The sequence below is a fragment of the Geobacillus sp. JS12 genome (genome assembly GCF_001592395.1).
Classification (GTDB): domain Bacteria; phylum Bacillota; class Bacilli; order Bacillales; family Anoxybacillaceae; genus Geobacillus; species Geobacillus zalihae.
This window is the reverse complement of the sequence record NZ_CP014749.1, coordinates 1,731,261-1,756,358: the sequence shown is the minus strand read 5'-3', so window position 1 is coordinate 1,756,358 and position 25,098 is coordinate 1,731,261. Positions and strand designations below refer to the sequence as shown.

The following is a 25,098-nucleotide window of genomic DNA, read 5'->3' as shown; positions in this document are numbered from 1 at the left end:
TTCTATCAAACTGACTTGTATGAAGGAAAACAGAATCGAGCAATCGGAAAATCTTTATTACAACTTATATATAAAAAAATCGATTACGAGAAGGCTGGTGGAAAAACGGCTGTCACTAGCCAATCAACGGCATTTCGCCAAAAAGAAGGAGCAACCCATGTCTGAGATGGATAGGAAAAACAACGCTTGACAACCGTCCTGTCTTTCCGATACGATGGTGATGTAATCGATTACATAATCGAGAGGACTACGACCAATGGCAAGCATAAAAGATGTGGCGAAACGGGCGAACGTATCGACGGCGACCGTGTCGCGCGTGTTGCGCAACACGGGCAATGTCACCGAAGAGACAAGGCAGCGCGTGCTTGAAGCCATTGAAGCGCTGAACTACCAGCCGAACGTGCTCGGCCGGTATTTGCGGCGGATGGAGACCGAGACGGTGCTCGTCGTCGTGCCCGATATTACGAACCCATTTTTCTCAAAGGTGCTGCGCGGCATTGAAGCGGTCGCCCTCAAGCACGGCTATCAGGTGCTGCTTGGCGATACGCAAAACGATGCCCGGCTTGAGGAGCAGTATTTGAATTTGTTGCCGCAGAGGCAAGTCGACGGGATGATTTTTTTGACCGCCCGCATCCGCAAAGAGCTGGTGGAAGAGATGGCGCGGCAGTTTCCGATCGTCTTGGCGTGCGAGTATTTGGAAGGGGCGGACATCCCGACCGTTTCGATCGACAACATCAGCAGCGCCCGTAAGGCGACCGAACACTTGATCCGCCTCGGCCATCGCCGCATCGCCCACTTATCCGGGCCGATGGACGTCATTTTAAGCCGCGACCGGCTGCGCGGCTATTATCAAGCGTTGGCGCAGCACGAGATCGAAGTCGATGCGGCGCTCGTGCAGGAAGGTGATTTTACCTATGAGTCCGGATATAATTTAACGCTCAAGCTACTCGCCCTTGAGAAGCCGCCGACGGCGATTTTCGCCGCCAACGATGAGATGGCGATCGGAGCGATCAAAGCGGTTCGCCACCGCGGCGGACGCGTTCCCGACGATGTAGCCGTTGTCGGATTTGACGACATTCACATGGCCTCGATTTTTGAACCGAGCCTCACGACGATCGCCCAGCCGATGTTTGAGATCGGCCAAAAAGCGATGGAGCTGCTGCTTCGGCTCATTGAAGGAATCGATGTCGAGCGGCGCCAGCTCGTTCTTCCCGATCGGCTCGTCATTCGCGATTCGTGTGGAGGAGGGCGCTCTGTCTGAAGAACTGGACAGAGCGTCCCGTTCCGGTCCTGGGGACGGGCGGATTTTTTTAGTATGGTGATGTAATCGATTACATCACTGCTTAGCCGTTGTTTTAGAAAACGGACGGCGAATCGGTGGAGCATATGCGACAGAGAAAACAAATGAGCGCAAGGGGGAAAAGGACATGGGAAACACACTTCCAATCCGCCTCGGCTTGATCGGAGCCGGAGGGATTTCCAATGAACACATCAAGGCGGCGCTCACCCTGCCCGAGCGCGTCGTCTTGCAGGTGATTTGCGACGTCAATGAACAAGCGGCCGCGGAGAAAGCGAAAACGTACGGCATCCGTGAAGTGTATCGCGACTACAAGGAACTGCTCGCCTCACCAGATGTCGATGCCGTCATCATTACCGTGCCGAATTTTTTGCACGCCCAAGTGGTGGTCGACAGCTTGCGGGCCGGGAAACACGTGCTTTGCGAAAAGCCGATGGTGACGAAAGCGGAAGAGGCCGACGCCATCATCCGCGCCCGTGATGAGTCGGGAAAACAGTTTATGGTGTCGTTGAACAACCGCTTCCGCCAAGCGGCGCAATGGCTGCATGAGCGAATTCAATCCGGTGCGTTCGGCGAGATTTATTACGCGAAAACGGGTTGGGTGCGCCGCCGCGGCATTCCCGCATGGGGGGCATGGTTTTTTGACCGCGAGCGCTCCGGCGGCGGTCCGCTCATTGACTTGGGTGTCCATATGCTCGATGTGACCCTTTGGCTGCTCGGCAATCCGAACCCGGTTGCCGTGACGGGGAAAACGTACGCGAAGTTTGGCCCGCGTCGCCAAGGGGCATGGCCGGGAACGACGTTTTCGCCTGATGCCGCCTATACGGTCGAAGATTTCGCCGCGGCGTTCATCCAGCTCGAAAACGACGCGACGGTGCTGCTGGAGACGAGCTGGGCGTCGCACATTGAAGAAGAGCGGGCATATGTCGAATTTCTTGGCACGGAAGGCGGCGTGCGCTGGGAGTGGAACATCGCCGGCAACCGCCAAGAAGTGAAATGGTTCCGCAACGAACACGGCGTTCCGGCCGATGTCACGCTCCATTTTGAGGACCAGGGCGAACGGGTGGCGCTCCTTGACCACTTTGTCACGAGCATCACGGAGGAGACGGCACCGCTTTGCACGGCGGAACAAGGGCTTATGATCGCTAAAGTGTTGGAAGCGATTTACGAGTCGTCCGAACAAGGGCGGCAAGTCCGCATTGAATGGTGAGAAGCGGTTCTGGCTTCCCGCGAGCTGTGAACCAAAAACAAGCCGTCCTTGCCTTTATGAACGCAATCCGAAAAAAACAAGGGGGATCCATGAATGACTACACCCATTCGCGTCGTCGTCTGGAACGAATTTCGCCATGAAAAGAAAAATGAACAAGTAAGAGCCATTTATCCGGAAGGCATGCATACCGTCATCGCGAGCTACTTGGCTGAAGCTGGATTTGACGCCGCGACCGCTGTCTTGGACGAACCGGAGCACGGCTTGACCGACGAGGTGCTCGACCGGTGCGACGTCCTCGTCTGGTGGGGGCATATCGCCCATGACGAAGTGAAAGATGAGGTGGTCGAACGCGTCCACCGCCGCGTGCTCGAAGGAATGGGGCTCATCGTCCTTCATTCCGGCCATTTCTCGAAAATTTTCAAAACGCTGATGGGGACGACATGCAATTTGAAATGGCGCGAGGCGGATGAAAAAGAGCGTCTCTGGGTCGTCGCCCCGGGCCATCCGATTGTGGAAGGAATCGGACCGTACATCGAGCTTGAGCAGGAAGAAATGTACGGCGAGTTTTTCGACATCCCAGAGCCGGACGAAACGATTTTCATCAGCTGGTTTGAAGGCGGGGAAGTGTTCCGCAGCGGCTGCACGTTCACGCGCGGGAAAGGGAAAATTTTCTACTTCCGCCCCGGCCATGAAACGTATCCGACGTACCATCACCCGGATGTGCTGAAAGTGATCGCCAACGCCGTCCGCTGGGCCGCGCCGGTCAACCGCGGGGAAATCGTTTTCGGCAACGTCAAGCCGCTTGAGCCGATCAAAGCGAAACAAGGAGGAGTGACGCAGTGAAACCGATCAACGTCGGCATTATCGGCACCGGCTTTTCCGCTTCTTCCCATATTGAGGCGCTCCGCCGCCTGCCGTTTGTGAACATCGTCGCCATCGCTTCAAGCAGCCAAGAAAAAGCAGAGGAAGCCGCGCGCCGATTCGGGATTCCGAAAGCGTACGGCGACTACCGCGCTTTAATTGACGACCCGGACGTCGAAGCCGTGCACAACTGCACGCGCAACGTCCTCCATTTCCCGATCAACAAGGCCGCGCTTGAGGCGGGAAAACATTTGTTGTCGGAAAAGCCGCTCGCCATGGACAGCGAACAGTCAGCGGAATTAAAGCGGCTCGCTGCACAAAGCGAAAGCCTTAGCGCGGTCTGCTTCAACTACCGCCACTACCCGCTCGTTGTCGAGGCGAAAGAGCGGCTCGCCCGTGAGGCGAAGCGCGTTCATTTCGTGTACGGCGGCTATGTGCAAGACTGGCTCTTGTATGACACGGACTACAACTGGCGGCTCGACCCGGCGCAAAACGGCCCGTCGCGCGCCATCGCCGACATCGGTTCGCACTGGTGCGACACGGTGCAATACGTGCTCGGCAAGAAAATCGTCGAAGTGTTCGCCGACTTGCGCACTGTCCATCCGGTCCGCTACAAGCCGAAGCAGGAAGGGAGCACGTTTGCATCCGGCCGCAGCCAAGACGCCGAGCCCGTCCAGATTGACACGGAAGACGGCGGCAGCGTGCTCGTCCATTTTGACGACGGCACCCACGGGGCGTTTACGATTTCGCAAGTGAGCGCCGGCCGGAAAAACCGACTCTATTTTGAAATCGCCGCCGATGAGATGACGCTCGCCTGGGACCAAGAGCACCCGAACCGCCTCTGGGTCGGGCGCCGCAGCGGCCCGAACGAAGAAATCGTCCGCGACCCGGCGCTTTTGTCGCCGCCAGCCGCCGCTTACGCCCATTACCCGGGCGGCCATGAAGAAGGCTGGCCGGACGGGCTGAAAAATTTGTTCCGTGATTTTTATGGCGCCATCATCCGGAAACAACGCGGCGAGGCGCTTGGGGAACTGCCGTTTGCGACGATCGCCGACGGCCACCATACGATGAGGATCGTCGACGCCATTTTGGAAAGCCATCGCACGAAACAATGGGTGCGGGTGGCGGAATAAGCGTGGGAGTTCGTTCGATCCGCTCATCCGACGAGAAGCAACAACAGCGCGGCGCGGCGGCCGTCCGGCCGTTGCGCGCCGTCAAAAGGGGGAGAATGACAAAATGAAAGTAGGCGTATTCACCGTCTTGTATCAACAGCTGCCGTTTGAGGAGATGCTGGACAAAGTCGCCGCCATGGGCATCGAAGCCGTTGAGCTTGGCACCGGCAATTACCCGGGCAGCGCCCATTGCGATCCCGACGCGCTGTTGGATCAGCCGGAAAACATCAAAGCGCTGAAAAAAGCTGTCGCCGACCGCGGCCTCGTCATCAGCGCGTTAAGCTGCCATGGCAACCCGCTTCATCCGGACAAAACGTTCGCGAAACAGTCACATGACACGTGGCGGAAAACGGTCAGGCTCGCCGAGCAGCTCGAAGTCCCGGTCATCAACGCCTTCTCCGGCTGCCCGGGCGACCATCCCGGCGCCAAATACCCGAACTGGGTCACATGCTCCTGGCCGCCGGATTACTTGGAAATTTTAAAATGGCAATGGGAAGAAGTCGTCATTCCGTACTGGCGCGAAGAAGCCGCGTTCGCCAAGGAGCACGGCATCACGCAAATCGCCTTTGAAATGCATCCGGGCTTTGTCGTCTACAACCCGGAAACGCTCCTCAAACTGCGCGAACATGTCGGCGACGCGATCGGCGCCAACTTCGACCCGAGCCACCTGCTTTGGCAAGGCATCGACCCGGTTGAGGCGATCAAACTGCTCGGCCGCGAAAAAGCGATTTTCCATGTCCATGCGAAAGACACGTACCTAGACGAAGCGAACATCCGCAAAAACGGCGTGCTCGATACGAAACATTACAGCCAAATCCTCGACCGCTCGTGGGTGTTCCGCACCGTTGGCTACGGACAAAGCGAAAAAATGTGGCGCGACATCGTCAGCGCCCTGCGCGCCGTCGGCTACGACTACGTGCTGTCGATCGAACATGAAGACATGCTCGCTTCGATCGATGAAGGGCTGTCCAAAGCCGTCGCGCTTTTGAAAAAGGTGCTGTTCAAAGAAGAACTGCCGGAGATGTGGTGGGCGTAAAAAGAAGGCGGCAAGGGAAAATGATCCCTTGCCGCCCGCCGTTTCAGCGTAAGCGCGAAAAAGACCCTCCAACGCCTGCCAAGAGGCGCACCTGCTTTAGACCACTTGCGCCGTCTCGCGGCCAACGCGCCCTTTCATGAACAGCAGCCGGTGCCCGTCCACCGTCAAATCGATCATCGCGCCATCCAACACATCATCGCCTGACTTTTTTCCGTTTGCCTGCAAGTACGCGACCCGGTACCACTTGCGCCCGTACTCAAAATACATGTACCGCCCGCGCCGGAAATCGATCCAAAACTTCACCGCCTCGCCATTTACGGTCTTCCATACATACCCCACGCCCGGTCTTGGCGGATCGGCGCCATTTTTGGACGCGCGGAATTGATGGCTTCATAATACAGGCGGTGTTTGATGTCAAACAGCACCATCCCGTTTGCCTCCTTTTGGACATGATACTATATGTATAGCGCCAAACGGGCAAAAATAGACATGCTGGCTCACTCATTTCGTCTCAGCATTCGCCCAGCGAGCAACCGAACGGCCAACGTCAACAGAAACATTGTAACGAGTGAGTATTCCCACTTCCAACCATGATATTCGATCAAATCCGTATGCCGTTCAAAGACAACCTCAAGGGCTGTCAGCACCGCCGCATACCCCGCGCATTGCGCCGCCACACCCGGCCAGCGCGCCCGGCGCGAGGTGGCATAGACGTACACACTGACAACCGGATAGAGAAGATATTCAAAAATGACGCTGTTATTTGTATAAGAAGCAAAAAAAAAAACGGACCGGATACTCGAGCAGCCCGGCCCCTGCCACGATCGAACCGAAAAAACTCGCCGCATATGCATTGAGCAAAAACGAAAGCCATACTTCCCTTGGTGAAAAAACGCGGAAGCTGAGCCCCAGCAAACCGATGCCCACCGCAACAAGCGCCCAGAGAATCCATTGTTCCATGATCGCCCCCTGGATGCGAATGATGTCGATTTTTCTTTAGCATGGGATGAAAGAGGGGGGAGTATGTGAAATTTTTGGTGTTTTCATTTTGCAACAGGCAATAGGCCTTAGAAGTGATGGTCTTATGTATGTTCTGTCCTATGAAAAAAAGTGGAATTTTGTAAAATAGTAGGCTCTTCACCACAAAATATACTTGACAATCAGGTTGTTTTCTGATCAAGGGTACAAAAAATGCGAAATTTCCTGTATGGTAAAGGTGACCAAACCATTATAAATGCACCTTGAAAAGTTAACCTTTGCATCACGCTGCACACCCCAAGCGTCGAAGCACCTCTTCCGGTTGTTGATCTATATATTCCATAAACCGGGCAATGGCTTGGTCAATATCCATTTGATCTTTGTGAAACACATTGGCAATGACCGCATCCTTGAGCCATTTCCACAAGCGTTCGATGGGATTCAGCTGTGGGGAATAAGGAGGTAAAAAGATCAAGTGAAACGATTCCCCTTCTTGGCGCAAGAAATCTCTCACCATTTTGGCATGGTGGATGCGGGCATTGTCGAGCACGAGCACGATCAGCTGGTCTGGATAACGGCTCTTCAAGATCTTTAAAAAATCCAAAAACGTCGTCGCATTCGCAGCGACTGCTCGATGAAGAACGGTGTCCCCATTGAGCACATTCACCGCCCCAAATACAGAAACGTGGGCATGATGGCCGTACGTGGGCACTTGTTTTTGTCGGCCTGCCTCCGACCAAGTGGCCCGCAGGATTTGATAAGACCGGACATGAGTTTCATCGGCATATAAAAGAATCGTATCGGGAGTGATCAATTTTTTTTAATGAGATCCATTTGTTTCTCAAACGCCTGCTGTTGTTCGGCATCGCCTTTGGCCAGGGTATAGGTGGGACGAGTCCAAGACAATCTCATTCGATGTAAAAGTTTGCGAATTCCTTCCCGGGACATGTCCACCTCGTAGTGTTCGCGGATATAAGACTGAAGAATCCGCGTATTCCAAGAAGAAGCGATGTCCCGACCGAGTTCGGCCGGGGTGTGGGTCAAGATCGTCTGTTTCAGTTCCTGTTGCTGTTCCAGTGTCAAAAACGGCTCCCGGCCCGGCGGATATTTCCGATCGAGCAGGAGATCGAGCCCTCCTTCGTTGAATAAGGAGACATAAAATGCGACGCTTTGGCGGCACAGGTTGAGCATGGAAGCGACGTCTTTCCCCAGATACCCTTCCATGACGAGGCGAACGGCCATGACGCGTTGACGCAGGGAAATGTTTTTGATTTTTTTCTCTTCCTTTCGAAGGGTTCGTGGCGTCCATCCATGGTCATTGGTGATTTTCAATCGTTTCATTCCGTTTCCGCTCCTTTTCTTCGTGAAGTACCTAGGAGCAGTATAACCGGGGTGGAAGCCACTTATACGGACGTTAATGTTTCAATGTGCATCTATATAAATAAAGCTTGCTCTTTTTAAAAGTCTTTTAATGGAACGGTTTGCTTCATATAAAACAATATTTTGGTCAATAGTTTTTAACACTTTATTTTCCATGACAATTTGTCCGTTAATGATGGTTGTTTCGACGTCATCTCTCGAAGCAGAATAAACGATTCGAGAAATGGGATCGACATCATAGGAAGGATACGTATGGAAATTGTTCAAATTTAAGATAACTAAATCTGCTTTTTTGCCAACTTCAATACTTCCAATTTCATTCTCTAATCCTACTGCTTTGGCACCGCCAATTGTGGCCATTTCGAAGACGCTTCTGGCATTCATAGCTGTAGGTCCGTATGTAGGTTTCTGGATAAGTGCTGCTAGTCTCATTTCATTAAACATATTTAAATTGTTATTGCATGGGGCTCCATCGGCACCTAGGCTTAAAGAAACGCCCATGCTGAGTAAATCTGGAATATCAGCGATTCCTGATGCCAGTTTTAAATTTGATCCGGGACAATGACTGATATGAACCCCTTTTTCTTTGATTATTTTCTTTTCCTGCTCATTTAGCCATATGCAGTGGGCTAGTATCAATCGTTCATTTGCCAGCCCCAGATAATCAAGATATTCAATGTTTCTCATGCCTGTTTCTTTTTGCACTATTTCAATTTCTTTTCGATTTTCTGCTGCGTGGGTATGGACTTTCACATTATACTCTTCTGATAAATTTCTGATCTCTTTCAATAACTCTTCCGTACATGAAATGACAAAGCGAGGAGAGAAGGCATAGCGAATTCTCCCATTATCAAACATATTCCATTTTTCTAACAAATCGACGCTTTTTTGTATAGAATCAGACGTCTTTTCTTGTAATCCAATTGGAACATCATCGCCTTTATCCATCATCACTTTTCCTGACAAAGCTCTTATCCCGCTTTTGGCGATGGCTTGAAAAGCAAACTCTGTATGATGGACTGTTTCCATATCGACTACCGTCGTTGTCCCGCTTTGAATAAGTTCCCCGATTCCAAGCATTGCAGAATAATAGATTGAATCTTCATCATGTGCTGCTTCCAATGGCCATATTCGCTTTTTCAACCAATCTAGTAACTCTAAATCATCTCCTCTCCCTCGGAAAAGAGTTTGGCATAAGTGAATGTGAGTTTGTATAAATCCCGGTATAACGGTACGATTTTTCGCATCGATGATTTTATCAACATGATTTGGATTTAATTCTGAACCGATTGAGTGAATCGTGTCATTTTTTATGAAAATGTCGCCAATTATAATCTCATTAGCTGGATTCATTGTAATAATTTGTGCATTTTTAATTAACAAAGTTCCCATTCGATTCCCCCCATTGCTTGTCGCAACTATTTTATTGTTGGCTAACATAGCGTAAATAATAGCTGTTTATATGAATGCAAATTGACTTTTCAGCATGAGTGAAACGTTTTAACAACTCGTTTTACTGATGTTTTTTAATCTATGGTTGGTGTACAAGCATATGTATTCGTCGTTGATAACGATATCCTAAAATAAAGATAAATACATTTCAACAAATATGTAACAAATTATTACATGTATTCAAAGCGGAAAATAAAATTAGCCGTATTCGAAATTATTTCATTTTTTGTGTTATAAAAAATAACAAATTAAATGATAAAAAATTCTAAAAAAAAATATAATCGAAATCGAATCATTAATATTTCGTGAGGAGGTCGATTGTTTGGAGAGCGGTATTTTACTTTTACTTAGTCTCAATAGGCACAACTGAACATTTATATACTAAAGGGGGACAAAGAAGGAAGTGAGAAAGTATTTCCAGTTTGATGAACTCGGCACAAACTACCGGACAGAAATCGTTGCCGGGTTAACGACGTTCTTATCGATGGCTTATATTTTATTTGTAAACCCGTTCACGCTTTCATTGGGAGCGGTGAAAGATTTTCCGAACGAACTTCGAATTGATCAAGGTGCGGTGTTTGTCGCAACCGCATTGGCTGCGGCGTACGGCTCGATTTTGATGGGGATTTTAGCAAGATATCCGATCGCGTTAGCGCCAGGGATGGGATTGAATGCGTTTTTTGCATTTACGGTTGTATTGCATATGCAAATTCCTTGGCAAACAGCGTTAGCAGGCGTATTTGTTTCAGGAATGATCTTTACAGTTTTAACGTTGACAGGTATTCGCGAAAAAATTATTGATGCGATTCCGATAGAATTAAAATATGCGGTCGGAGCGGGAATTGGTCTATTCATTACATTTATCGGATTCCAAAACGCTGGAATCATTGTCGACAATCCAGCGACGTTAGTCGGTTTAGGTGATTTTAAAAACGGGAATACGTTATTGGCCATTTTCGGTTTGTTTGTTACTGTTGTTTTAATGGTGAAAAAAGTAAATGGCGGTGTTTTTTACGGAATGGTGATTACCGCTGTTGTAGGAATGATTGTTGGATTAATTGAAGTTCCGCATAAAATTGTTGGAGCGATTCCTGACATTTCTCCTACTTTTGGAGTGGCGTTCGAACATTTGGACGACATTTTTACCTTAAAAATGTTAGGGGTTGTGTTAACGTTCTTTATCGTTGACTTTTTTGATGCGACCGGAACGCTTTTAGCGGTGGCGAACCAAGCGGGATTGTTAAAGGACAACAAGTTGCCGCGCGCAGGAAAAGCACTGCTTGTCGATGCGACAGCAGTGATGGTCGGAGCGATTTTCGGAACATCAACAACGACTTCTTACATTGAGTCATCCGCAGGTGTTGCGGCAGGCGGACGTTCAGGATTTTCAGCCGTTGTCACAGGGATTTTATTTTTGTTAGCGTTATTCTTCTCGCCGTTATTAAGCGTTATTACTGCTCCGGTAACAGCGCCAGCTCTAATTATCGTCGGGGTGTTAATGGCGTCTTCAATTGGGGAGATTGATTGGAAAAAATTAGAGGTTGCTGTCCCAGCCTTTTTCACGCTGATCACGATGCCGCTTTCTTACAGCATCGCCACGGGAATTGCGGTCGGTTTCATCTTCTATCCAATCACTATGATCTTAAAGGGCCGCGGCAAAGAAGTTCACCCAATTCTATATGTATTGTTTTTTGTTTTCCTTGCTTACTTTGTGTTCTTAAGAGAATAGAACGAAAAGAGGGTGCTCGCGAAAAAGGGTATCCCGTTTTACTTCTTTTTGTTATTTTCACTGTTTCCAACCAAAACCTCGGCTTATTATTTTCGGCGCCAGCCCTGATGCGGTTTCTCTTGCCAGTTTTGCAGCAAAAACCGGCTTTTCTGTTACTGTATGTGATTGGAGAGAAGCGCTATGCAATAAAAAAATTTTTCCTAATGCAGATCAGCTCATTGTTGGATCCCCGCAAGAAGCAGTATCGAAATTACAGTTTACCCCTCGGGATTTTGTTGTCATTTTAACTCATCAATTTCAACGAGATAAAGAACTGTTGCAATTGATAGTGGAAAAAGACTTGCGGTACATCGGGGTCATGGGTTCTAAACAACGAACTTCTCGATTACTTAACTTCGGAGAATTGCCATTTCAAATCAGCACACCGGTCGGATTGACTATTGGAGCTGAAGGCCCTGAAGAAATTGCTATTAGTATTCTTGCTGAATTAATTCACGTAAAAAAGATGCTGTTAAAAAGCAAGGTGCCATTTTTATGAAATCCGTTAGAATTTTGGGATTTTCTTAGCGGCGGGAAAAAGCAGCCGAATGGGGACACATAAGCTTTCCCTTCCCATCAGGGATCGGACGATAGGAAGTTTATCTCTGTATGCGGCTGTTACATCTGAACTTGACCATATCTTTGTAATTACAAGAGGGGATGACACGTTAGATTGGATTGATTGGGTGTTAAGAATGAAAGCATTGAAAAATCGCTGGACGATTGTCCGTTGTTGCGAGGCAGAAAAAGGGCAATCGTTCTCTTTAAAAGCGGGTTTATCTAGGGCAAAAGAGGAGAAAGCAGATGGGGTGGTCGTTCTCCTTGCTGATCAGCCTTTTATTCGAACAGAAATGATTAACGAACTAATCTTTCAGTACGAACAATACGTAAGCAACCATAAAAAACTAGATTTTGTAGCCGCGATGTTCGGGAACTTATTAAGGCCGCCTGTTTTACTATCAAAAAATCTTTTTCTAAAACTGATAACACTCACAGGAGATGCTGGTGCACAAGGAATTATACGCCAAAATCCCGATTTAAACGGGATTTCCATCATCTATGAAGATCGAAAGGCTTTTTTGATATTGATACAAAGGAAGATTACCAATTGGCGAGAGAAGGAGGGATATAAAAATGAGCATGAGGATACTGGCTGCAAAAGTTTGGACTCCAACAGACATTAAAGAGGCATGGACATTAAGGGAAAAATTTCATTTGCAATCATGCTTTGTTGCTGGAGGGACACTGCTACAAACTCAGTGGGAAAAGGGGGTACCGTATCCTCCTCAACTGATAAGTCTTGAAAAAGTAGAAGGACTTGAGGGGATTAACTACAAAACGGAAGGAACAAAACGTTTTCTACAGATTGGTGCAATGACCAAGTTGGCCACTTGTCGCAATCATCCTGTTATTAAAGAAAAGTGGTCTTTATTATCAACAGCAATTCAGCAAATTGCTGCGCCAGCCATTCGTAACTTAGGAACGATTGGTGGAAATGTAGCCTATGGATTTGGTGATGCCATTCCTGCTCTTTTAACGATGGATGCGGAAGTGTCATACTTTGATGGAAAAACAATAAAAACCGAAAAACTAGATCATTGGTTGAATACAAGACAAAATAAGGAGGTTCTCCTTACTGGCGTCATTCTGCCAGAATATCGTCACTCTTCATTTGTTACTCAATTTTATAAAAAGGTTGGACGGAGAGAGGCTTTTTCAGGATCAGTTGTGACGGTTTCAGGAGTGATAGGCAAAAATGATGCAGGGGTGATCGATTTTGTTCGATTAGCAGTAGGTGGAGGAGATAATCGTCCTCATCGTTTAAAAGCAACAGAACAATTGCTAATAGATCAAATGATAAATCCCAAGTTGTTAAGGAATGTATATGAAACGATCCTTAATGAATTTCATCCCATTTCTGATGTTTTTTACTCTGATGACTATCGGCGATGGGTGACGGCCAATATCATTATTTCCGAATTAAGTAGATTGGAGGGATAATCATGAAATTTACCTATTCTAACAATTTACAGAGATCCCTTATACGACCAGATGGAGTAGATAAGGTAACAGGTAAATTAAAGTTTTTAACAGATCTTTCTTTTCCTAATATGCTTCATGGGAAAATTTTACGTAGTGCGTATCCTCATGCCAAAATTATTTCTATCTCTACAAAAAAAGCGGAAGAGTTGCCGGGAGTGCGAGCTGTTATTACTAGTAAAGATGTGCCGGGATTAAATCGATTTGGGTTAATTTTTCCCGATCAGCCGGTTTTGTGCGATGAGCGGGTTCGATATGTAGGAGATGCTGTTGCTGCTGTGGCAGCAGAAACGGAAGAAATAGCGGAAAAAGCGCTTCAGCTAATCGAAGTGGAATATGAGCCTTTGCCTGTTATCGATGATCCGGAACAGGCTCTTCTTCCTTCAGCACCTCGATTACATCCTGACGGAAATATTCTTCATCAAGCTTCCTATCAAAAAGGAAATGTAGAAGAAGCCTTTCAAACATGTGATGTGATTGTGGAAGAAACGTATGAGTTGCCTCGTCAAATGCACGCGTATATGGAAACGGAAGGAGGGGTGATTGTTCCAGAAAAGGATGGAAGGATTACTGTGTATGTCGGAACACAACATGGATATAAAGATCGTTTCCAATTAGCCCGAATTTTAAATGTTCCTGAAAGTAAAATCAGGGTGGTTTCCAGTCCAATCGGCGGATCTTTCGGCGGCAAAGATGAGTTGAATATTCAGCCGTACGGTGCATTATTGGCGATAAAAACTGGATGTCCGGTGAAAATTCACCAAAGCAGACGCGAATCTGTTAGATCCGGACTAAAAAGGCACCCAATGAAGATTACGATGAAGACAGGTGCCAGCCGTAATGGTAAAATTCTTGCTCATCAAGTACGAATTATTGCGGATACGGGTGCTTACGCTACGTTAGGTCCGGCTGTATTAGATTTTGCGGTTGAGCATGCAACAGGACCTTATATTATCCCAAATGTGCATGTTGAAGGGTTAAGTGTCTATACAAACAATGGTGTTGCTGGAGAGTTTAGAGGATTTGGAGGAAATCAAGTGACCTTTGCGTTGGAGGGGCAAATCGACCGTTTGGCGGTCAAGCTTGGAATCTGTCCAATGGAGTTGAGAAAAAGAAATCTCCGCAAAGCCGATGATCTAGGTCCAGTAGGTCAAGAGATTGCACCTACTGATGGGGCAGCACAAGTTTTAAAAGCGATTAGTCAATCTCCTCTTTTAAATAAAAAAGAGAGCATAGAGTGGGGAGAAGGCACTGATCGATGGAAAAAAACAGGTATAGGCGTTGCCATTGCGATGCACGGAGGAGGACTTGGATATGGACGTTTAGACCCAGCAGGGGGTCGTCTATCGTTAAATGAGGATGGAAAAATTGAAATTGCTTTCGGCTTCGAAGAATTTGGCCAAGGGCTGCTTTCTGTCATTGAACAGCTAGTAATAAAAGAAATAGGCTGCTCAGCAAATGATATAAAAATCACGATTGGCGATACTGATCGCGTTCCCCGCTCCGGTTCTTCTACCGCTTCACGGGGAACAAGCATGGTGTGGCATGCGCTTCAACGGATGAAAGATCCTTTTAAAAAAAGATTATTAGAAAAAGCTTCTCAATGCACTGGAGTGCCAGCCACTCAATTGTATTTAGGTCCCATTGGAATTTGGTCCTGCGATGGATTGAATTCTGAGCCTCTCATCACTTATCAGCAAATAGCCCATGAAACGAAGGATGATCCCATCCAAATCGAGACGGAATTTCATTTTCCAACGACTCCTCATTCCATTCCTGGCGGGCACTATTTATATTCTTTTGCCGCTTGTGCGGTAAAAGTCGAAGTAGATGAATTAACGGGAATAGTGCGAGTGAAAAATTTGGAGCAGGCGGTTGCTGCAGGTCCGGTGATTTATCCAACAGGCTACTTGGGGCAAATTGAAGGTGGCTCAGTTATGGCATTAGGATATACGTTACTAGAAGAAGCGATAATGGAAAAGGGAAAGTACGTAACAGAAAATTTCGACTCCTATCTTATTCCTACCATAAATGATATTCCGCATTCTATGGATATAACAGCTATAGAAGAATTGTACGAGGGAGATCCTTATGGTCCAAGAGGTGTAGGCGAAATTGGGACGGTGGCCGTTGCTCCGGCGATTGCTAAAGCTATTTATGACGCGATTGGCTTGTGGGTTACTAAGCTGCCTGTGTCTCGTGAGGAAATTGTAAAAGCAGTGAATCAAAGGGAGATGAGAGAGTGGCTGACAACAAAATTGTAGGAAAAGCTAAACCTCCGTTGGAGGAAAAAATAAAAATCTCGCTTATTGTTAATGAACAAGCAAAGGAACTGTTTGTAGATGCAACTATGCGTCTTGTTGATATACTAAGAGAAGAATTGCAATTAACGGGCACAAAAGTTTCTTGTGGAATTGGTCGATGCGGTGCCTGTTCAGTCATTATGGATGGAAAATTAGTCAATTCTTGCTTAGTGAGGGCCTATCAATCAGATCAGAAGGAGATTATAACGATTGAAGGTTTAGGAAAGAATGGACTTCATCCGATTCAAAAGGCTTTTTTGGAAGAAGGAGGCTTTCAATGCGGATACTGCACACCGGGAATGATAATGGCTGTAAAATCCATTTTTGATCAATATGCCAATCCAACTGCGGAGCAAATTCTCGAAGGATTATCAGGAAATCTTTGTAGATGTACCGGTTATGGCGGCATCATCAGAGCGATTCAGAAACTGGCTCAATTATAAAAATATAAAGAGTACGGGTTTTCCCGCAAGTTTGCGGGAGATCTTTTTATAATCGGTTTCATAGCGTAACAAAAGGGCTGATTCAACGTGTATTTGAATCAGCCCCATATATTTTTAGCTTCCTCGATATACTTGATATCCCCACGGAGAGATGAGCAAAGGAATGTGGTAATGGGAATTAGGTTGGGAAATTCCAAAGTGAACTACAACTTTATCTAAAAATAGAGGTTCATCCAATTTTAGGCCTTTTCTCAGAAAATAATCACCGATGTAAAATACAAGTTCATATTTCCCTGGAACGATTTCGTGCTCATCTAATAATGGCCGGTCAACGCGACCATGTTGATTTGTGATAGTCGTTTGCAGCAACCGTTTTTTTGTTTCCAATTCATCATCGAAACGAAACAACTTTATTTTTACATTTTCGGCTGGTGTTCCATGTGTTAAATCTAAAATATGTGTCGTTAACCCGCTCATCTAAGTGCTCCTTTATTATTGAATTTCAGCAGAAAGCATAGGAATGTTTTTGTGTTGCAAGTCTTCTTGTGTAACAGTAAAGCATTGAAATCCGTATGGTGGTCGCGGTTCAGTATATACTTTTCCTTGTGATCCAGGAATTTCCTCAACAATTTTATCCCATGTATGGTTTTGAGATTCAAAGTTTACTTCTTGGAGTTGAGGGAATCTTTCTAATATTCTGCGACCGATTAAATAAATTAAGTGTTGGATGGAAAGTGTTTCTGTTTCATGAAATACCGAAGTGGCAATGTCGCGAATTTGTTCGGCTGCAACATAATATTCTGGATTATCACCAAATGAGTCTTCAATGTTTTTGTATTTCCATTTGATGTTTAAGTAAACAAATAGCGGGCGGTTTGTATCCTCTGGAAGGGTTGTGTATTCGTCGCGAATAAAACCGACAAAAGAATTACCGCTAATTTTAATTAATTGAAGGTCAGAAATTCCGCTGTATTGATCGATAATATCTATACTGTCATTTTCTCTTCGAACCATGTTTAAAGTAGCAAAGGAATATTCATTTCGGGATCTTTTAAAAACTAGGTCACTAGCTGTTATATTTCCATCACTTAATGTGAAAGTTGTTTCAAATGGAATTTCCTCTCCAATCAATGAAATAGTTTCAATATGAGAATATTTCTTTAAAAATGAAGTTGCTACATATTTTAAAAATCCTTCAATCGTTGTTCCTGTATAGCTGGCTAAATGTCTTTGAATAAAATTTTTCATCGAGTCCGTTGCAACGACTAAGCTATTATCTCCTTCCGTAAAAGAGGTTAACAACTTTGCTCCTCCCACTGCTATTTTTACATTTACTCCAAAAATAATATTGTTTCGACCAGAAAAAGAAGATTCAGGAATCGTTCTTATCCCTGTAAGTGGTTTTAAATTTGTGCGGTAGGCAAATACGTCTCCTTTTCCATAATACATGACTCTTTCTTTATTATTGGTCATAGAAATCATCTCTCCCCATTAATTATTTCTTGTAAACGAAACATCGCGATTTTTTTTATTTCTTCTAATGCTTGTTCAAACTCTGTTCTATAATTATTTTTTAGTCTTTCTTTTATCGTTCTATAAATATCTTGTTTTGTTTTTCCGCGAACTGCCATTACGAAAGGGAATCCAAACTTATCCATATATTCTTTGTTGAGTAGCATTAGATGATTATGTTCATCTTCTGTTAATTCATTTAATCCAGCATGTTTCTGTTCCTTTTGAGAGAAATCTGTTACTTTTGCATTAGTGCCTAAATGTGGGTGCATTCTAATTAATTTTAATTTTTCGTTCTCCGAAGCTGTTTCGACAATCTCCACCATTTTATCATATAGAGATTGAAATGAGGAGAATGGCCGATAGGGCGAGTCAGTCAAGACTTTGTGGAGAACATTTTTTCGATTCACTACGAGCGTTGTCAATCACTAGTTAGCGAACCATTTTCAGGAATTCATATCGTAAGCGCTTTCGGACTCTCATCCCTCATCTTGAGGCGATGATACGATATTCCATTTTTTTACACCCAACCACCATCCCGGAGCGCCGACAACGCTTGATGGATCGGCGTCCCGGATGACTGTTGCAGACACGGTATATTCTGACGCACCACATCCATCCACAACCGTCCGGCCTTCCGTTTGGCCTGTTCGATCCGCTTGGACTTTGTTGAGGCCGAGACGGCCGACTGGAGCTCTTCTGCCTCCAACGGCCCTTTCTCCACCGGATCCCGTCGATTCGGGCTGCCATCGCCCTCAGAAACGCCCGAAGCCCTTGGTCTTTCCAGCTGCGGCGGGATTTCACCCGATGCGCAAATCGGCTCATCACACTCTCCGCATGGCCCATCGGACGCATGCCGGTCGTCTCCACCCTTGCTCCGACAGCCACCCCCGATAGTCCCGGATGCATCCCGGCATCGACTCGATCCGGCGGATCATGGCAGCCAGCTGCTTCTCTTTCGCTTCGTCCTCCAACGTGCCGACCGCGCTGTTCAGCTCCACGAGAAGCCCTTCTTCATCTTGTTTCGCCAGCTTCTTCCGCACCTCCCGCCAACGCGGATGGCCGGACAGACACTGACGCAGCTCCCGCGCCACATGAAATCGATCCAGCTGAAAGCACGCCCGCTTCCCAAAATACTCCCGGCAGGCCGTGATCCACGACGCCGCGTCGCCGTTGATGACCAATAGGTCTTGGCACGGATCATAGGCATATTCCTTCATCAGCCACTCCTCAAACCGTTCCCACACGTCCCCGTCCCTTCATGGAGGTAGTGGCGCCGGTTCACCAGCTCAAGCTGCGACCCGTTTCGTCTCCATCCCTCGTGAACCGCCAGGATTTTCTCTTCTTTCGCCCGTTTCCCTTTCCCCTGGCGGGAAATAAACAGTCCATCCGCCTCCACAAACAGCACCCGGCCGTGCCGTTTGGAAACAGGGTGATGCAGCGAGACAGGGGCCTCCAGCACCAGTTGGCGAATCGCCTCGTGGCTGAGGACCGCATACCCCACGATCGACTCCAGCGTGCGAGCCGCTTTGCGGTAGGAAGAGCACTCGACGGCCAACTCGACCGCCGTTTCCTCGAGGCAAGGGCTGATCGACTGCGCTCCATCAAAGCCCAGTTCGGCATCCAGCAAGAACGTATACGCCCCGTTTGTCGATCATAGTAGTAGTTCCGGCGGAACGTCACTTCCCCAAACAGCGTTTGGATCGTAGTCAGCCGTTTGTCTTTCAGCTGATACCGGCGCTTGTCCCGCGCTTCCGCCAGTTGTTGATCGATCTCCTCCAAAAGGGCCGCCAACAAGACAGCGAACACCTTTTGAAGAGTTCTCAACAATTGTTCCTCCAACTCTTTTAATAAAGGCCATTCTGTGGTAAGATGTTTCATGGACTCTCTCCCTCCTGTTTTCGGTTGATGTTGACAATCACCATCATAGCAGGGAGAGAGTCCTTTTTGCATGACATTTGCTTGTTCTACCGCGCTTCGCTTGGTGGCCCCGACGAGCGTCGCGAACAAAAGTTCGCAACCCTCGTCGGGGATCATGTCGAAATGTCACCCACAAATATTTTACTCACACGATAGGGCTCTGCCCGTTCTGCCACCCATGAAGAATGCTCAAAAACCCCTCCTAATTGATTAATAAATTCAGAAGCACTCATTTCGTTTAATTGTTCTAATCGCATCATTTTCCCCTTTTCTTGTGATTCTATTCTATTGTTGTTTTTAAAGTGTTATTAACAGTTGGCTTTTCCTTTAATGAAAGATTAAAAAACAAGTTTAAGATAATAGCAGTTAAGCTGCCTGTTACAATTCCATCTTCTAAAAGATTTGGGCCTTTCCAAGATTTTTGTTCAATGGCATTCCCTCCTCTTTTTTGTAAATAAAATGACATTAATTGTTACTTTATATAACATAATAAAGTAAGGTGATGTAGATGTCATTAGTTAATTTGTACAATTATTTTTTAGAGGAGTTGACAAATTGCATAAAAAACAAAAAGTTCAGTATGAAATTAGGCGGAGTAGGTAAATATCGATGTTACAAAATCTAACAATTATAAAAAAGACTTTTTTTATAAATGAAGTAAATTTTTGATGCGAAACGCTAAACGAAGGCGGAAGGTAGTATCAGGATCTTTTAGGCTTTTTCCAATTAGTTTTTCGCAATTTTCTAAACGATAAATTACGGTATTTCGATGAACGTATAGTTTCTTCGCTGTTTCTGAAATTTGACAATGGTTCTCTAGAAATACAAATAATGTATGCAATAGGATTTGGTTTTCGTGTATAGACTGATCTGATAATTTTTGTAATGTTTCGTTGTAAAAATCTTTTAAATCTTGTGTGGGGATCATCTGTAAAAGTTCGGAAATATCTTTTCTTCGATAGATTTGAATAAACTGGCGATTTCCTGACAGCCGGCCAGTCTGCAATGCTTCCAAAGCTTCCCTGAATCCTTTTTGGACATCTAAAAATTGTTGGCATAAGTTGCTAAGTCCGAAAGAAACAGTCCGATTATATCTGTTTTTGATTTTAATCTGTAGCTCTTCTAGGAAAGGGAGAATGATCGTATTGAGTTCTGTCCAAGATTCTGTGATAGGGAATAGTAAAATACAAATATTTCCTTTTACGAAATGATGAATGGATTTAGAAAAGATGTGACTTTCTTCTTCTATAAACTCAAAAATAGTATCAATTTCTTTGTGGGATTCTGTGAAACTTAACATCGTCCTGCTCTCATCAAGTTTTCCAACTGCACAAATATAGGATTGGTCGTTGATAATCTGAAATTCTTTTGCCTTAATAGTCACTTCTTCTAGGGATTGAAATGCCCTTCTGTAAAATTAATAAAAAACTCATTGCGCACTTTTTTTGTGTATTGTTTTAATGCATTTTCTTTCATTAATTCAAAGGAAATAACATTGGCTGCTTGCTCAATGGTTAAAATCATTGACGGGTTAGAAAAGGGAATCATACCTATTACAGCTAAGCAACCGCTGTTTTCCTCATGGGTGTAGATTGGAAATACAGAAACAACCTCTCGGTTAGATATAATGGAAAAACAAGAATAAGAAGTGTTTGGTAAAAAAAAGCGAAATCCATTTGTGTATAGTTTCCTGAGTTCATCAGAAAGATTGGAGAACGGATGAGAAGAACCGATAATTCGAAAATGCTTATTCAGTAATATAATTGGATATTTAATCATGGAAGATAAGCTTCTGAGCAAGGATGTTAACCCTTTGCCACTCATAATATGCTTGGTAAATTTTTGATGCGTTTCAATAGCTAAGAGCAATTCATTTGTTCGTTTATCAAGAATATAACTTAATAATTGGTTGACAACTTCTCCTAATGAAATATCTATTGGCAGTTCTATGATGGGGAATCCGATTTCATTGGCATAGGCAAGAGCGTTTTCCGGAATTTCTTCTAAAAACCGTTTTGTTTTAATGGCAAGACCTGCACATTGTTGTTCCACCATGCTTTTGATTAACTCAAGTAAGTCGTGTGGGTTGTCTTTAAGGTGATATGCTGTAGTTACAAGTAATTCATTCGGTTTTAAGTAATAGATGATATCGGGAGCATCCATCATATTTACACTATACACATCTCTTTCTTTTCCCTTATGCCCGCGATTAATCTTGCATTGTGGAAAGCAGGTATATGTAATATATCTGAAATCTTCATACTCCTCACTCCTTTTGGTTAAATTGCACAAAAAATTATAAAATTTATAGCGATTTTACCAATGATTATAGAGGAAAATCAAGCTAAAATCAACTTATATAACACAATATGTTATGTTTTATAACATTTTATATAACATTTATTTTCATTTGAAAAAGAAAGAGGCGAGAGTGGGGATGCAGACGCTTTATCAAAAAGTAAACGCAGATCGAATCGTACGTCGGATTGAAGAACTTGCGAAATGCAGCATGACTAAAAAAGGAGTGACCCGCCTTTCCTTTTCAAGGGAAAGCGAAATGGCTAATGAGCTGGTGGCGCAATGGATGCAGGAAGCAGGCATGACAGTTCGCAGGGATGGTCTTAATAATATCATCGGTCGTTACGAAGGGAAATGGCCTGACGCGCCAGTACTGCTCATTGGGTCGCATCTCGACTCTATCATTGAAGCTGGGAAATATGACGGGGTACTTGGCGTGATTGCAGCGATTGAAGTGATTCAAACCCTATATGAAAACGGTATGAGACCCAACAATCCAATTGAAGTGATCGGCTTTTGCGATGAGGAAGGTGCTAGATTTCATACAACGCTGCTTGGCAGTCGGGCAATTGCGGGTAATCTACGGGAAGAAGAACTGTTTGCGAAAGATGCAAATGGGATTACATTGGCAGAAGCCATGAAAGAGATCGGTCTTGATCCATTTCAATACCACACGGCTGCCCGTCATCCGAAAACAATCCTTGGTTATCTTGAATTGCATATTGAACAAGGTCCAATTCTTGAACAAATGAATCAAGCCTGCGGGGTCGTATCCGGGATTGCTGGACAGTCCCGATATAAATTCCGGGTGGAAGGATTAGTGGGGCATGCGGGAACCGTACCGTTGCCGCTGAGAAAAGACGCACTTGCCGGAACAGCGGAAATGATCCTGGCAATCGAACAGATCGTTCTCCAATATGAGAATCTGATGGCTACCGTAGGAAAGCTGTCTGTATTTCCGGGGGCCAGCAATGTGATTCCGGGATTGGTCGAAGGAACACTTGATGTCCGGTCGATTGACGATGGAACTAGAAGAACCGCACTGAACCGAATCATAGAGGAATGTAAGGAGATTGCCAAACAACGGGGATTAGTTTGCGAGTTTACAAAAGTCATGGAATCTCCTGCTGTGCTATGTTCGAGTCGTTTTATCGATGTGATTTCTTCGGTTCTCGAGGAGCGCAAAATGAAGTCAGTTCGACTTGTTAGCGGAGCGGGACATGATGCGATGGCATTAGCTTCTATAACTGACATTGGCATGATCTTTGTCAGATGCAAAAATGGTCTGAGTCATCATCCTGACGAATTTGTAGCAGCCGAGGACATTAAAATAGGAACCTCTGTGCTGCTGGATGTTGCTCTGAAGTTGACATCATAAAAAAGTCTTAAGATTAGAAGGGGGAATCATCAATGGCAACTATCAAATGTCAAGCGAAGCAGGAAATTTTGCAATGGATTGAATCTGAAAGGCACAACCTCATCAAATTTCTACGGGAACTGGTCGCCATACCGTCGGACAATCCGCCGGGCGACTGTTATGCCATCGCAGAGCACATTTATAAACGTCTGCATGATTTTCAATTTGAAGATGTCGCGCTGTTGGAAGTAGACCCGGAGGAAGTCAGGGAAAAAGGGATGGTTCGGGTGGCAAACGTTGTCGCTAAAACCATCTTTGGGGACGGAAAAGGGCCTGAAATTGTCCTCAACGCTCATGGAGATGTGGTGGCGCCGGGACTTGGCTGGACGTATGATCCGTATGGCGGACAAATCGTTGACGGGAAGCTGTATGGTCGCGGTGCTGCCGTATCCAAATCGGACATTGCATCGTATACCTTCGCGGTCATGGCCCTTCGTCAAGTGACAGAGAAGTTGTCGGGTAAAGCGTCCTTGGCGTTTAACTTCGATGAGGAGACAGGCGGAGAAATCGGTCCAAAGTGGATGATCGAAAAGGGATATATTCAGCCGGATATGGCGTTTTCAGCTGGATTCACGTATTCGATTGTAAACTCCCATAACGGATGTCTGCACCTTGAGATACGAATCAAAGGCAAGTCGGCACATGCAGCAGCGCCGTATACAGGACATGACGCCATCGAAGCGATGACCGGTGTGCTACAGGCACTGTACGACTATCGCCGGAAGTTAGATCAAAAACGTTCCAGTGTTCCTGGAATCGAGTCTCCCACATTAGTAGTCGGATTAATCTCGGGAGGAATCAACACTAACGTGGTGCCGGATCAGTGTACAATCCGGATTGACCGCCGGTTGATCCCGGAGGAAGACGGGGAACAGGTGGAAATGGAAATTCGTGAACTGGTGGAACAGGTGGTTAAGCGCTATGAAGGAATCCGGGCGGAGTTTGAACGCATACTGCTGGCGAAAAGCTTCAAGCCGACACCGGTAGATTCCCCATTGATCCAGACGCTTATGGCAAACTGGAAAGAAATTATGGACGGAGAGCCAGAGATTCACGGAATTCCGTTGTACACCGATGCGAGACATTTTGCGGAAGCCGGAGTTCCTGTCGTCCTGTTTGGCGCGGGTCCTCGGACCTTGTTGGAAGCCAACGGCCATCGGGCGGATGAACATGTCCGGATTGAAGATTTGGTCAAAGCAACAAAAATTGTGGCACTTACTCTTTATGATTTGCTTCGGACAGACAAATAACTTTATTCTCTTTGCGCTTTAAACAACAAAAGAGGACTCCTTGGTACCGCGAGTTGGCTGGTCGTTGTGGAAACAGAATTGCCTACCAAGGAGTGCCCAAAATCCTTTCAATGTGATGGAATCCAATTGTGTTTTCCTTGGCTACTGTAGTTATTACAGCAGGTACAATTACAGTTTTTGGTGAGGCAATTGTTGATCCTGTTTTGATCGTGCAAAAGATTGAGAATAGTGTGGTCAATTTAATTGCAGCAATTGTTTTCATCGTTGCAACGTTAGCCATTAATATTGTCGCGAACCTTGTATCTCCTGCATATGATCTTGCCAATGCAGCGCCGAAACATATAAATTTCAAGAAAGGAACGATTATTACCGCGATTCTGTCCGTTCTTGTCATGCCCTGGAAAATTTATGGGAGCCCTGTAGCTGTCAACTATTTCTTGGGAGGGCTTGGAGCTTTCCTCGGTCCAATTTTCGGAGTAATGGTTATTGACTATTACTTAGTTAAGCAGCAAAAAGTTGATGTTCACTCTCTTTATAAGGAAGGTGCCACATCCCTTATTGGTATAAAAATGGGTTTAACCTACAGGCGTTGGCTGCCTTTATTATCGGATCTATTTTCGCTGCAATTGTCGCACTAGTTCCAATGTTTTCATATTTTGCTCCCTTTTCATGGTTTATTGGTGCAATGATTTCTGCCGTCGCCTACCGCGGATTAATGCAACGCAATCAACAAATAGTTGTGGATAAAACTCAATCTATAT

General features: G+C 45.7%; 21 protein-coding genes and 4 pseudogenes. 14 read left to right on the top strand and 11 right to left on the bottom strand.

Going from position 1 to position 25,098, the window contains the following annotated elements; all coding sequences use genetic code 11:
- The first annotated feature begins 256 nt into the window (after window positions 1-256).
- The 5 genes from A0V43_RS08490 (at window position 257) to A0V43_RS08470 (ending at window position 5,576) form a co-directional block, all read left to right on the top strand.
- Complete coding sequence (locus tag A0V43_RS08490; protein ID WP_063192892.1) at window positions 257-1,261, top strand: LacI family DNA-binding transcriptional regulator; 1,005 nt, start codon at window positions 257-259, stop codon at window positions 1,259-1,261.
- A gap of 166 nt (window positions 1,262-1,427) precedes the next feature.
- Entirely contained in the window at window positions 1,428-2,507 is a 1,080-nt protein-coding gene (locus A0V43_RS08485; RefSeq protein WP_063192891.1) for a Gfo/Idh/MocA family protein, read from the top strand.
- 93 nt (window positions 2,508-2,600) lie between these two features.
- Window positions 2,601-3,350 (top strand): ThuA domain-containing protein, encoded by a 750-nt coding sequence (locus A0V43_RS08480; protein WP_047758013.1) that lies wholly within the window; start codon window positions 2,601-2,603, stop codon window positions 3,348-3,350.
- Complete coding sequence (locus tag A0V43_RS08475; protein WP_063192890.1) at window positions 3,347-4,501, top strand: Gfo/Idh/MocA family protein; 1,155 nt, start codon at window positions 3,347-3,349, stop codon at window positions 4,499-4,501. The genes A0V43_RS08480 and A0V43_RS08475 overlap by 4 nt, the downstream gene beginning before the upstream one ends.
- Before the next feature lie 103 nt (window positions 4,502-4,604).
- Complete coding sequence (locus A0V43_RS08470; RefSeq protein ID WP_033017215.1) at window positions 4,605-5,576, top strand: sugar phosphate isomerase/epimerase family protein; 972 nt, start codon at window positions 4,605-4,607, stop codon at window positions 5,574-5,576.
- A gap of 96 nt (window positions 5,577-5,672) precedes the next feature.
- On the opposite strand, the pseudogene A0V43_RS08465 reads toward A0V43_RS08470, so the two are convergent.
- From A0V43_RS08465 to A0V43_RS08445, 6 genes and pseudogenes are all read right to left on the bottom strand, one after another.
- Window positions 5,673-6,004: pseudogene (locus A0V43_RS08465) on the bottom strand (hypothetical protein).
- 69 nt (window positions 6,005-6,073) lie between these two features.
- Window positions 6,074-6,424, bottom strand: a complete 351-nt coding sequence (locus A0V43_RS20920) for a CBO0543 family protein (protein WP_335339942.1) — start codon at window positions 6,422-6,424, stop codon at window positions 6,074-6,076.
- Window positions 6,336-6,536, bottom strand: a complete 201-nt coding sequence (locus A0V43_RS20435; protein WP_236931000.1) for a hypothetical protein — start codon at window positions 6,534-6,536, stop codon at window positions 6,336-6,338. Before A0V43_RS20435 ends, A0V43_RS20920 begins: the two co-directional genes overlap by 89 nt.
- 301 nt (window positions 6,537-6,837) lie before the next feature.
- Window positions 6,838-7,368, bottom strand: a complete 531-nt coding sequence (locus A0V43_RS08455; protein ID WP_015375204.1) for an IS630 family transposase — start codon at window positions 7,366-7,368, stop codon at window positions 6,838-6,840.
- Complete coding sequence (locus A0V43_RS08450) at window positions 7,365-7,895, bottom strand: winged helix-turn-helix domain-containing protein (RefSeq protein WP_063192889.1); 531 nt, start codon at window positions 7,893-7,895, stop codon at window positions 7,365-7,367. Before A0V43_RS08450 ends, A0V43_RS08455 begins: the two co-directional genes overlap by 4 nt.
- An 81-nt stretch (window positions 7,896-7,976) precedes the next feature.
- Window positions 7,977-9,326: a 5'-deoxyadenosine deaminase gene (locus A0V43_RS08445; RefSeq protein ID WP_063192888.1), complete on the bottom strand. Its 1,350-nt coding sequence runs from the start codon at window positions 9,324-9,326 to the stop codon at window positions 7,977-7,979.
- 463 nt (window positions 9,327-9,789) lie between these two features.
- Here A0V43_RS08445 and A0V43_RS08440 point away from each other — a divergent pair, with 463 nt between their 5' ends.
- From A0V43_RS08440 to A0V43_RS08415, 6 genes are all read left to right on the top strand, one after another.
- On the top strand, window positions 9,790-11,115 hold the full coding sequence (locus tag A0V43_RS08440) for an NCS2 family permease (RefSeq protein WP_015375201.1): 1,326 nt from the start codon (window positions 9,790-9,792) through the stop codon (window positions 11,113-11,115).
- Window positions 11,116-11,200: 85 nt separating this feature from the next.
- Window positions 11,201-11,653, top strand: a complete 453-nt coding sequence (locus tag A0V43_RS18940; RefSeq protein WP_128578007.1) for an XdhC family protein — start codon at window positions 11,201-11,203, stop codon at window positions 11,651-11,653.
- Window positions 11,654-11,702: 49 nt separating this feature from the next.
- On the top strand, window positions 11,703-12,338 hold the full coding sequence (locus tag A0V43_RS08430; protein ID WP_063192887.1) for a nucleotidyltransferase family protein: 636 nt from the start codon (window positions 11,703-11,705) through the stop codon (window positions 12,336-12,338).
- The gene (locus tag A0V43_RS08425) at window positions 12,289-13,155 is read left to right on the top strand and encodes an FAD binding domain-containing protein (protein ID WP_015375199.1); all 867 of its coding nucleotides are present in this window, start codon (window positions 12,289-12,291) and stop codon (window positions 13,153-13,155) included. Before A0V43_RS08430 ends, A0V43_RS08425 begins: the two co-directional genes overlap by 50 nt.
- A 2-nt stretch (window positions 13,156-13,157) precedes the next feature.
- A complete protein-coding gene (pucD, locus tag A0V43_RS08420; RefSeq protein WP_063192886.1) occupies window positions 13,158-15,458 on the top strand; it encodes a xanthine dehydrogenase subunit D in 2,301 nt (766 codons plus the stop codon).
- Window positions 15,437-15,940, top strand: coding sequence for a (2Fe-2S)-binding protein (locus A0V43_RS08415; RefSeq protein ID WP_047818549.1), 504 nt, complete (start codon window positions 15,437-15,439; stop codon window positions 15,938-15,940). Before pucD ends, A0V43_RS08415 begins: the two co-directional genes overlap by 22 nt.
- 114 nt (window positions 15,941-16,054) lie before the next feature.
- Here A0V43_RS08415 and uraH read toward each other — a convergent pair whose 3' ends face one another.
- From uraH to A0V43_RS08395, 5 genes and pseudogenes are all read right to left on the bottom strand, one after another.
- Window positions 16,055-16,417, bottom strand: coding sequence for a hydroxyisourate hydrolase (uraH, locus tag A0V43_RS08410; RefSeq protein WP_063192885.1), 363 nt, complete (start codon window positions 16,415-16,417; stop codon window positions 16,055-16,057).
- A 15-nt stretch (window positions 16,418-16,432) separates the two neighbouring features.
- A pseudogene (gene pucL, locus A0V43_RS08405) lies at window positions 16,433-17,814 on the bottom strand (factor-independent urate hydroxylase); the annotation flags it as partial.
- A gap of 158 nt (window positions 17,815-17,972) precedes the next feature.
- A pseudogene (locus A0V43_RS08400) lies at window positions 17,973-19,333 on the bottom strand (ISLre2 family transposase).
- A gap of 319 nt (window positions 19,334-19,652) precedes the next feature.
- Entirely contained in the window at window positions 19,653-19,838 is a 186-nt protein-coding gene (locus A0V43_RS18925; protein ID WP_128578004.1) for a hypothetical protein, read from the bottom strand.
- 180 nt (window positions 19,839-20,018) lie between these two features.
- Window positions 20,019-21,633, bottom strand: a pseudogene (locus A0V43_RS08395) (PucR family transcriptional regulator).
- A 176-nt stretch (window positions 21,634-21,809) separates the two neighbouring features.
- Between A0V43_RS08395 and A0V43_RS08390 the strand changes: the two are divergent.
- The 3 genes from A0V43_RS08390 (at window position 21,810) to A0V43_RS08380 (ending at window position 24,975) form a co-directional block, all read left to right on the top strand.
- A complete protein-coding gene (locus A0V43_RS08390) occupies window positions 21,810-23,048 on the top strand; it encodes an allantoate amidohydrolase (RefSeq protein WP_041470520.1) in 1,239 nt (412 codons plus the stop codon).
- A gap of 32 nt (window positions 23,049-23,080) precedes the next feature.
- On the top strand, window positions 23,081-24,337 hold the full coding sequence (locus A0V43_RS08385) for an ArgE/DapE family deacylase (protein WP_063192884.1): 1,257 nt from the start codon (window positions 23,081-23,083) through the stop codon (window positions 24,335-24,337).
- Between the two features lie 137 nt (window positions 24,338-24,474).
- Window positions 24,475-24,975 carry a cytosine permease gene (locus tag A0V43_RS08380; protein WP_236930998.1) on the top strand — a complete coding sequence of 167 codons (501 nt, stop codon included), beginning with the start codon at window positions 24,475-24,477 and terminating at the stop codon, window positions 24,973-24,975.
- Window positions 24,976-25,098: the final 123 nt, after the last annotated feature.

What these genes read in the sequence shown, in the direction of transcription:
- A0V43_RS08490 (WP_063192892.1), top strand. Translation starts at nt 257, where the DNA reads ATGGCAAGCATAAAAGATGTGGCGAAACGGGCGAACGTATCGACGGCG.
- A0V43_RS08485 (WP_063192891.1), top strand. Translation starts at nt 1,428, where the DNA reads ATGGGAAACACACTTCCAATCCGCCTCGGCTTGATCGGAGCCGGAGGG.
- A0V43_RS08480 (WP_047758013.1), top strand. Translation starts at nt 2,601, where the DNA reads ATGACTACACCCATTCGCGTCGTCGTCTGGAACGAATTTCGCCATGAA.
- A0V43_RS08470 (WP_033017215.1), top strand. Translation starts at nt 4,605, where the DNA reads ATGAAAGTAGGCGTATTCACCGTCTTGTATCAACAGCTGCCGTTTGAG.
- A0V43_RS20920 (WP_335339942.1), bottom strand. Translation starts at nt 6,424, where the DNA reads ATGCGGCGAGTTTTTTCGGTTCGATCGTGGCAGGGGCCGGGCTGCTCG.
- A0V43_RS20435 (WP_236931000.1), bottom strand. Translation starts at nt 6,536, where the DNA reads ATGGAACAATGGATTCTCTGGGCGCTTGTTGCGGTGGGCATCGGTTTG.
- A0V43_RS08450 (WP_063192889.1), bottom strand. Translation starts at nt 7,895, where the DNA reads ATGAAACGATTGAAAATCACCAATGACCATGGATGGACGCCACGAACC.
- A0V43_RS08445 (WP_063192888.1), bottom strand. Translation starts at nt 9,326, where the DNA reads ATGGGAACTTTGTTAATTAAAAATGCACAAATTATTACAATGAATCCA.
- A0V43_RS08430 (WP_063192887.1), top strand. Translation starts at nt 11,703, where the DNA reads ATGGGGACACATAAGCTTTCCCTTCCCATCAGGGATCGGACGATAGGA.
- A0V43_RS08425 (WP_015375199.1), top strand. Translation starts at nt 12,289, where the DNA reads ATGAGCATGAGGATACTGGCTGCAAAAGTTTGGACTCCAACAGACATT.
- pucD (WP_063192886.1), top strand. Translation starts at nt 13,158, where the DNA reads ATGAAATTTACCTATTCTAACAATTTACAGAGATCCCTTATACGACCA.
- uraH (WP_063192885.1), bottom strand. Translation starts at nt 16,417, where the DNA reads ATGAGCGGGTTAACGACACATATTTTAGATTTAACACATGGAACACCA.
- A0V43_RS18925 (WP_128578004.1), bottom strand. Translation starts at nt 19,838, where the DNA reads ATGTCATTTTATTTACAAAAAAGAGGAGGGAATGCCATTGAACAAAAA.
- A0V43_RS08390 (WP_041470520.1), top strand. Translation starts at nt 21,810, where the DNA reads ATGCAGACGCTTTATCAAAAAGTAAACGCAGATCGAATCGTACGTCGG.
- A0V43_RS08385 (WP_063192884.1), top strand. Translation starts at nt 23,081, where the DNA reads ATGGCAACTATCAAATGTCAAGCGAAGCAGGAAATTTTGCAATGGATT.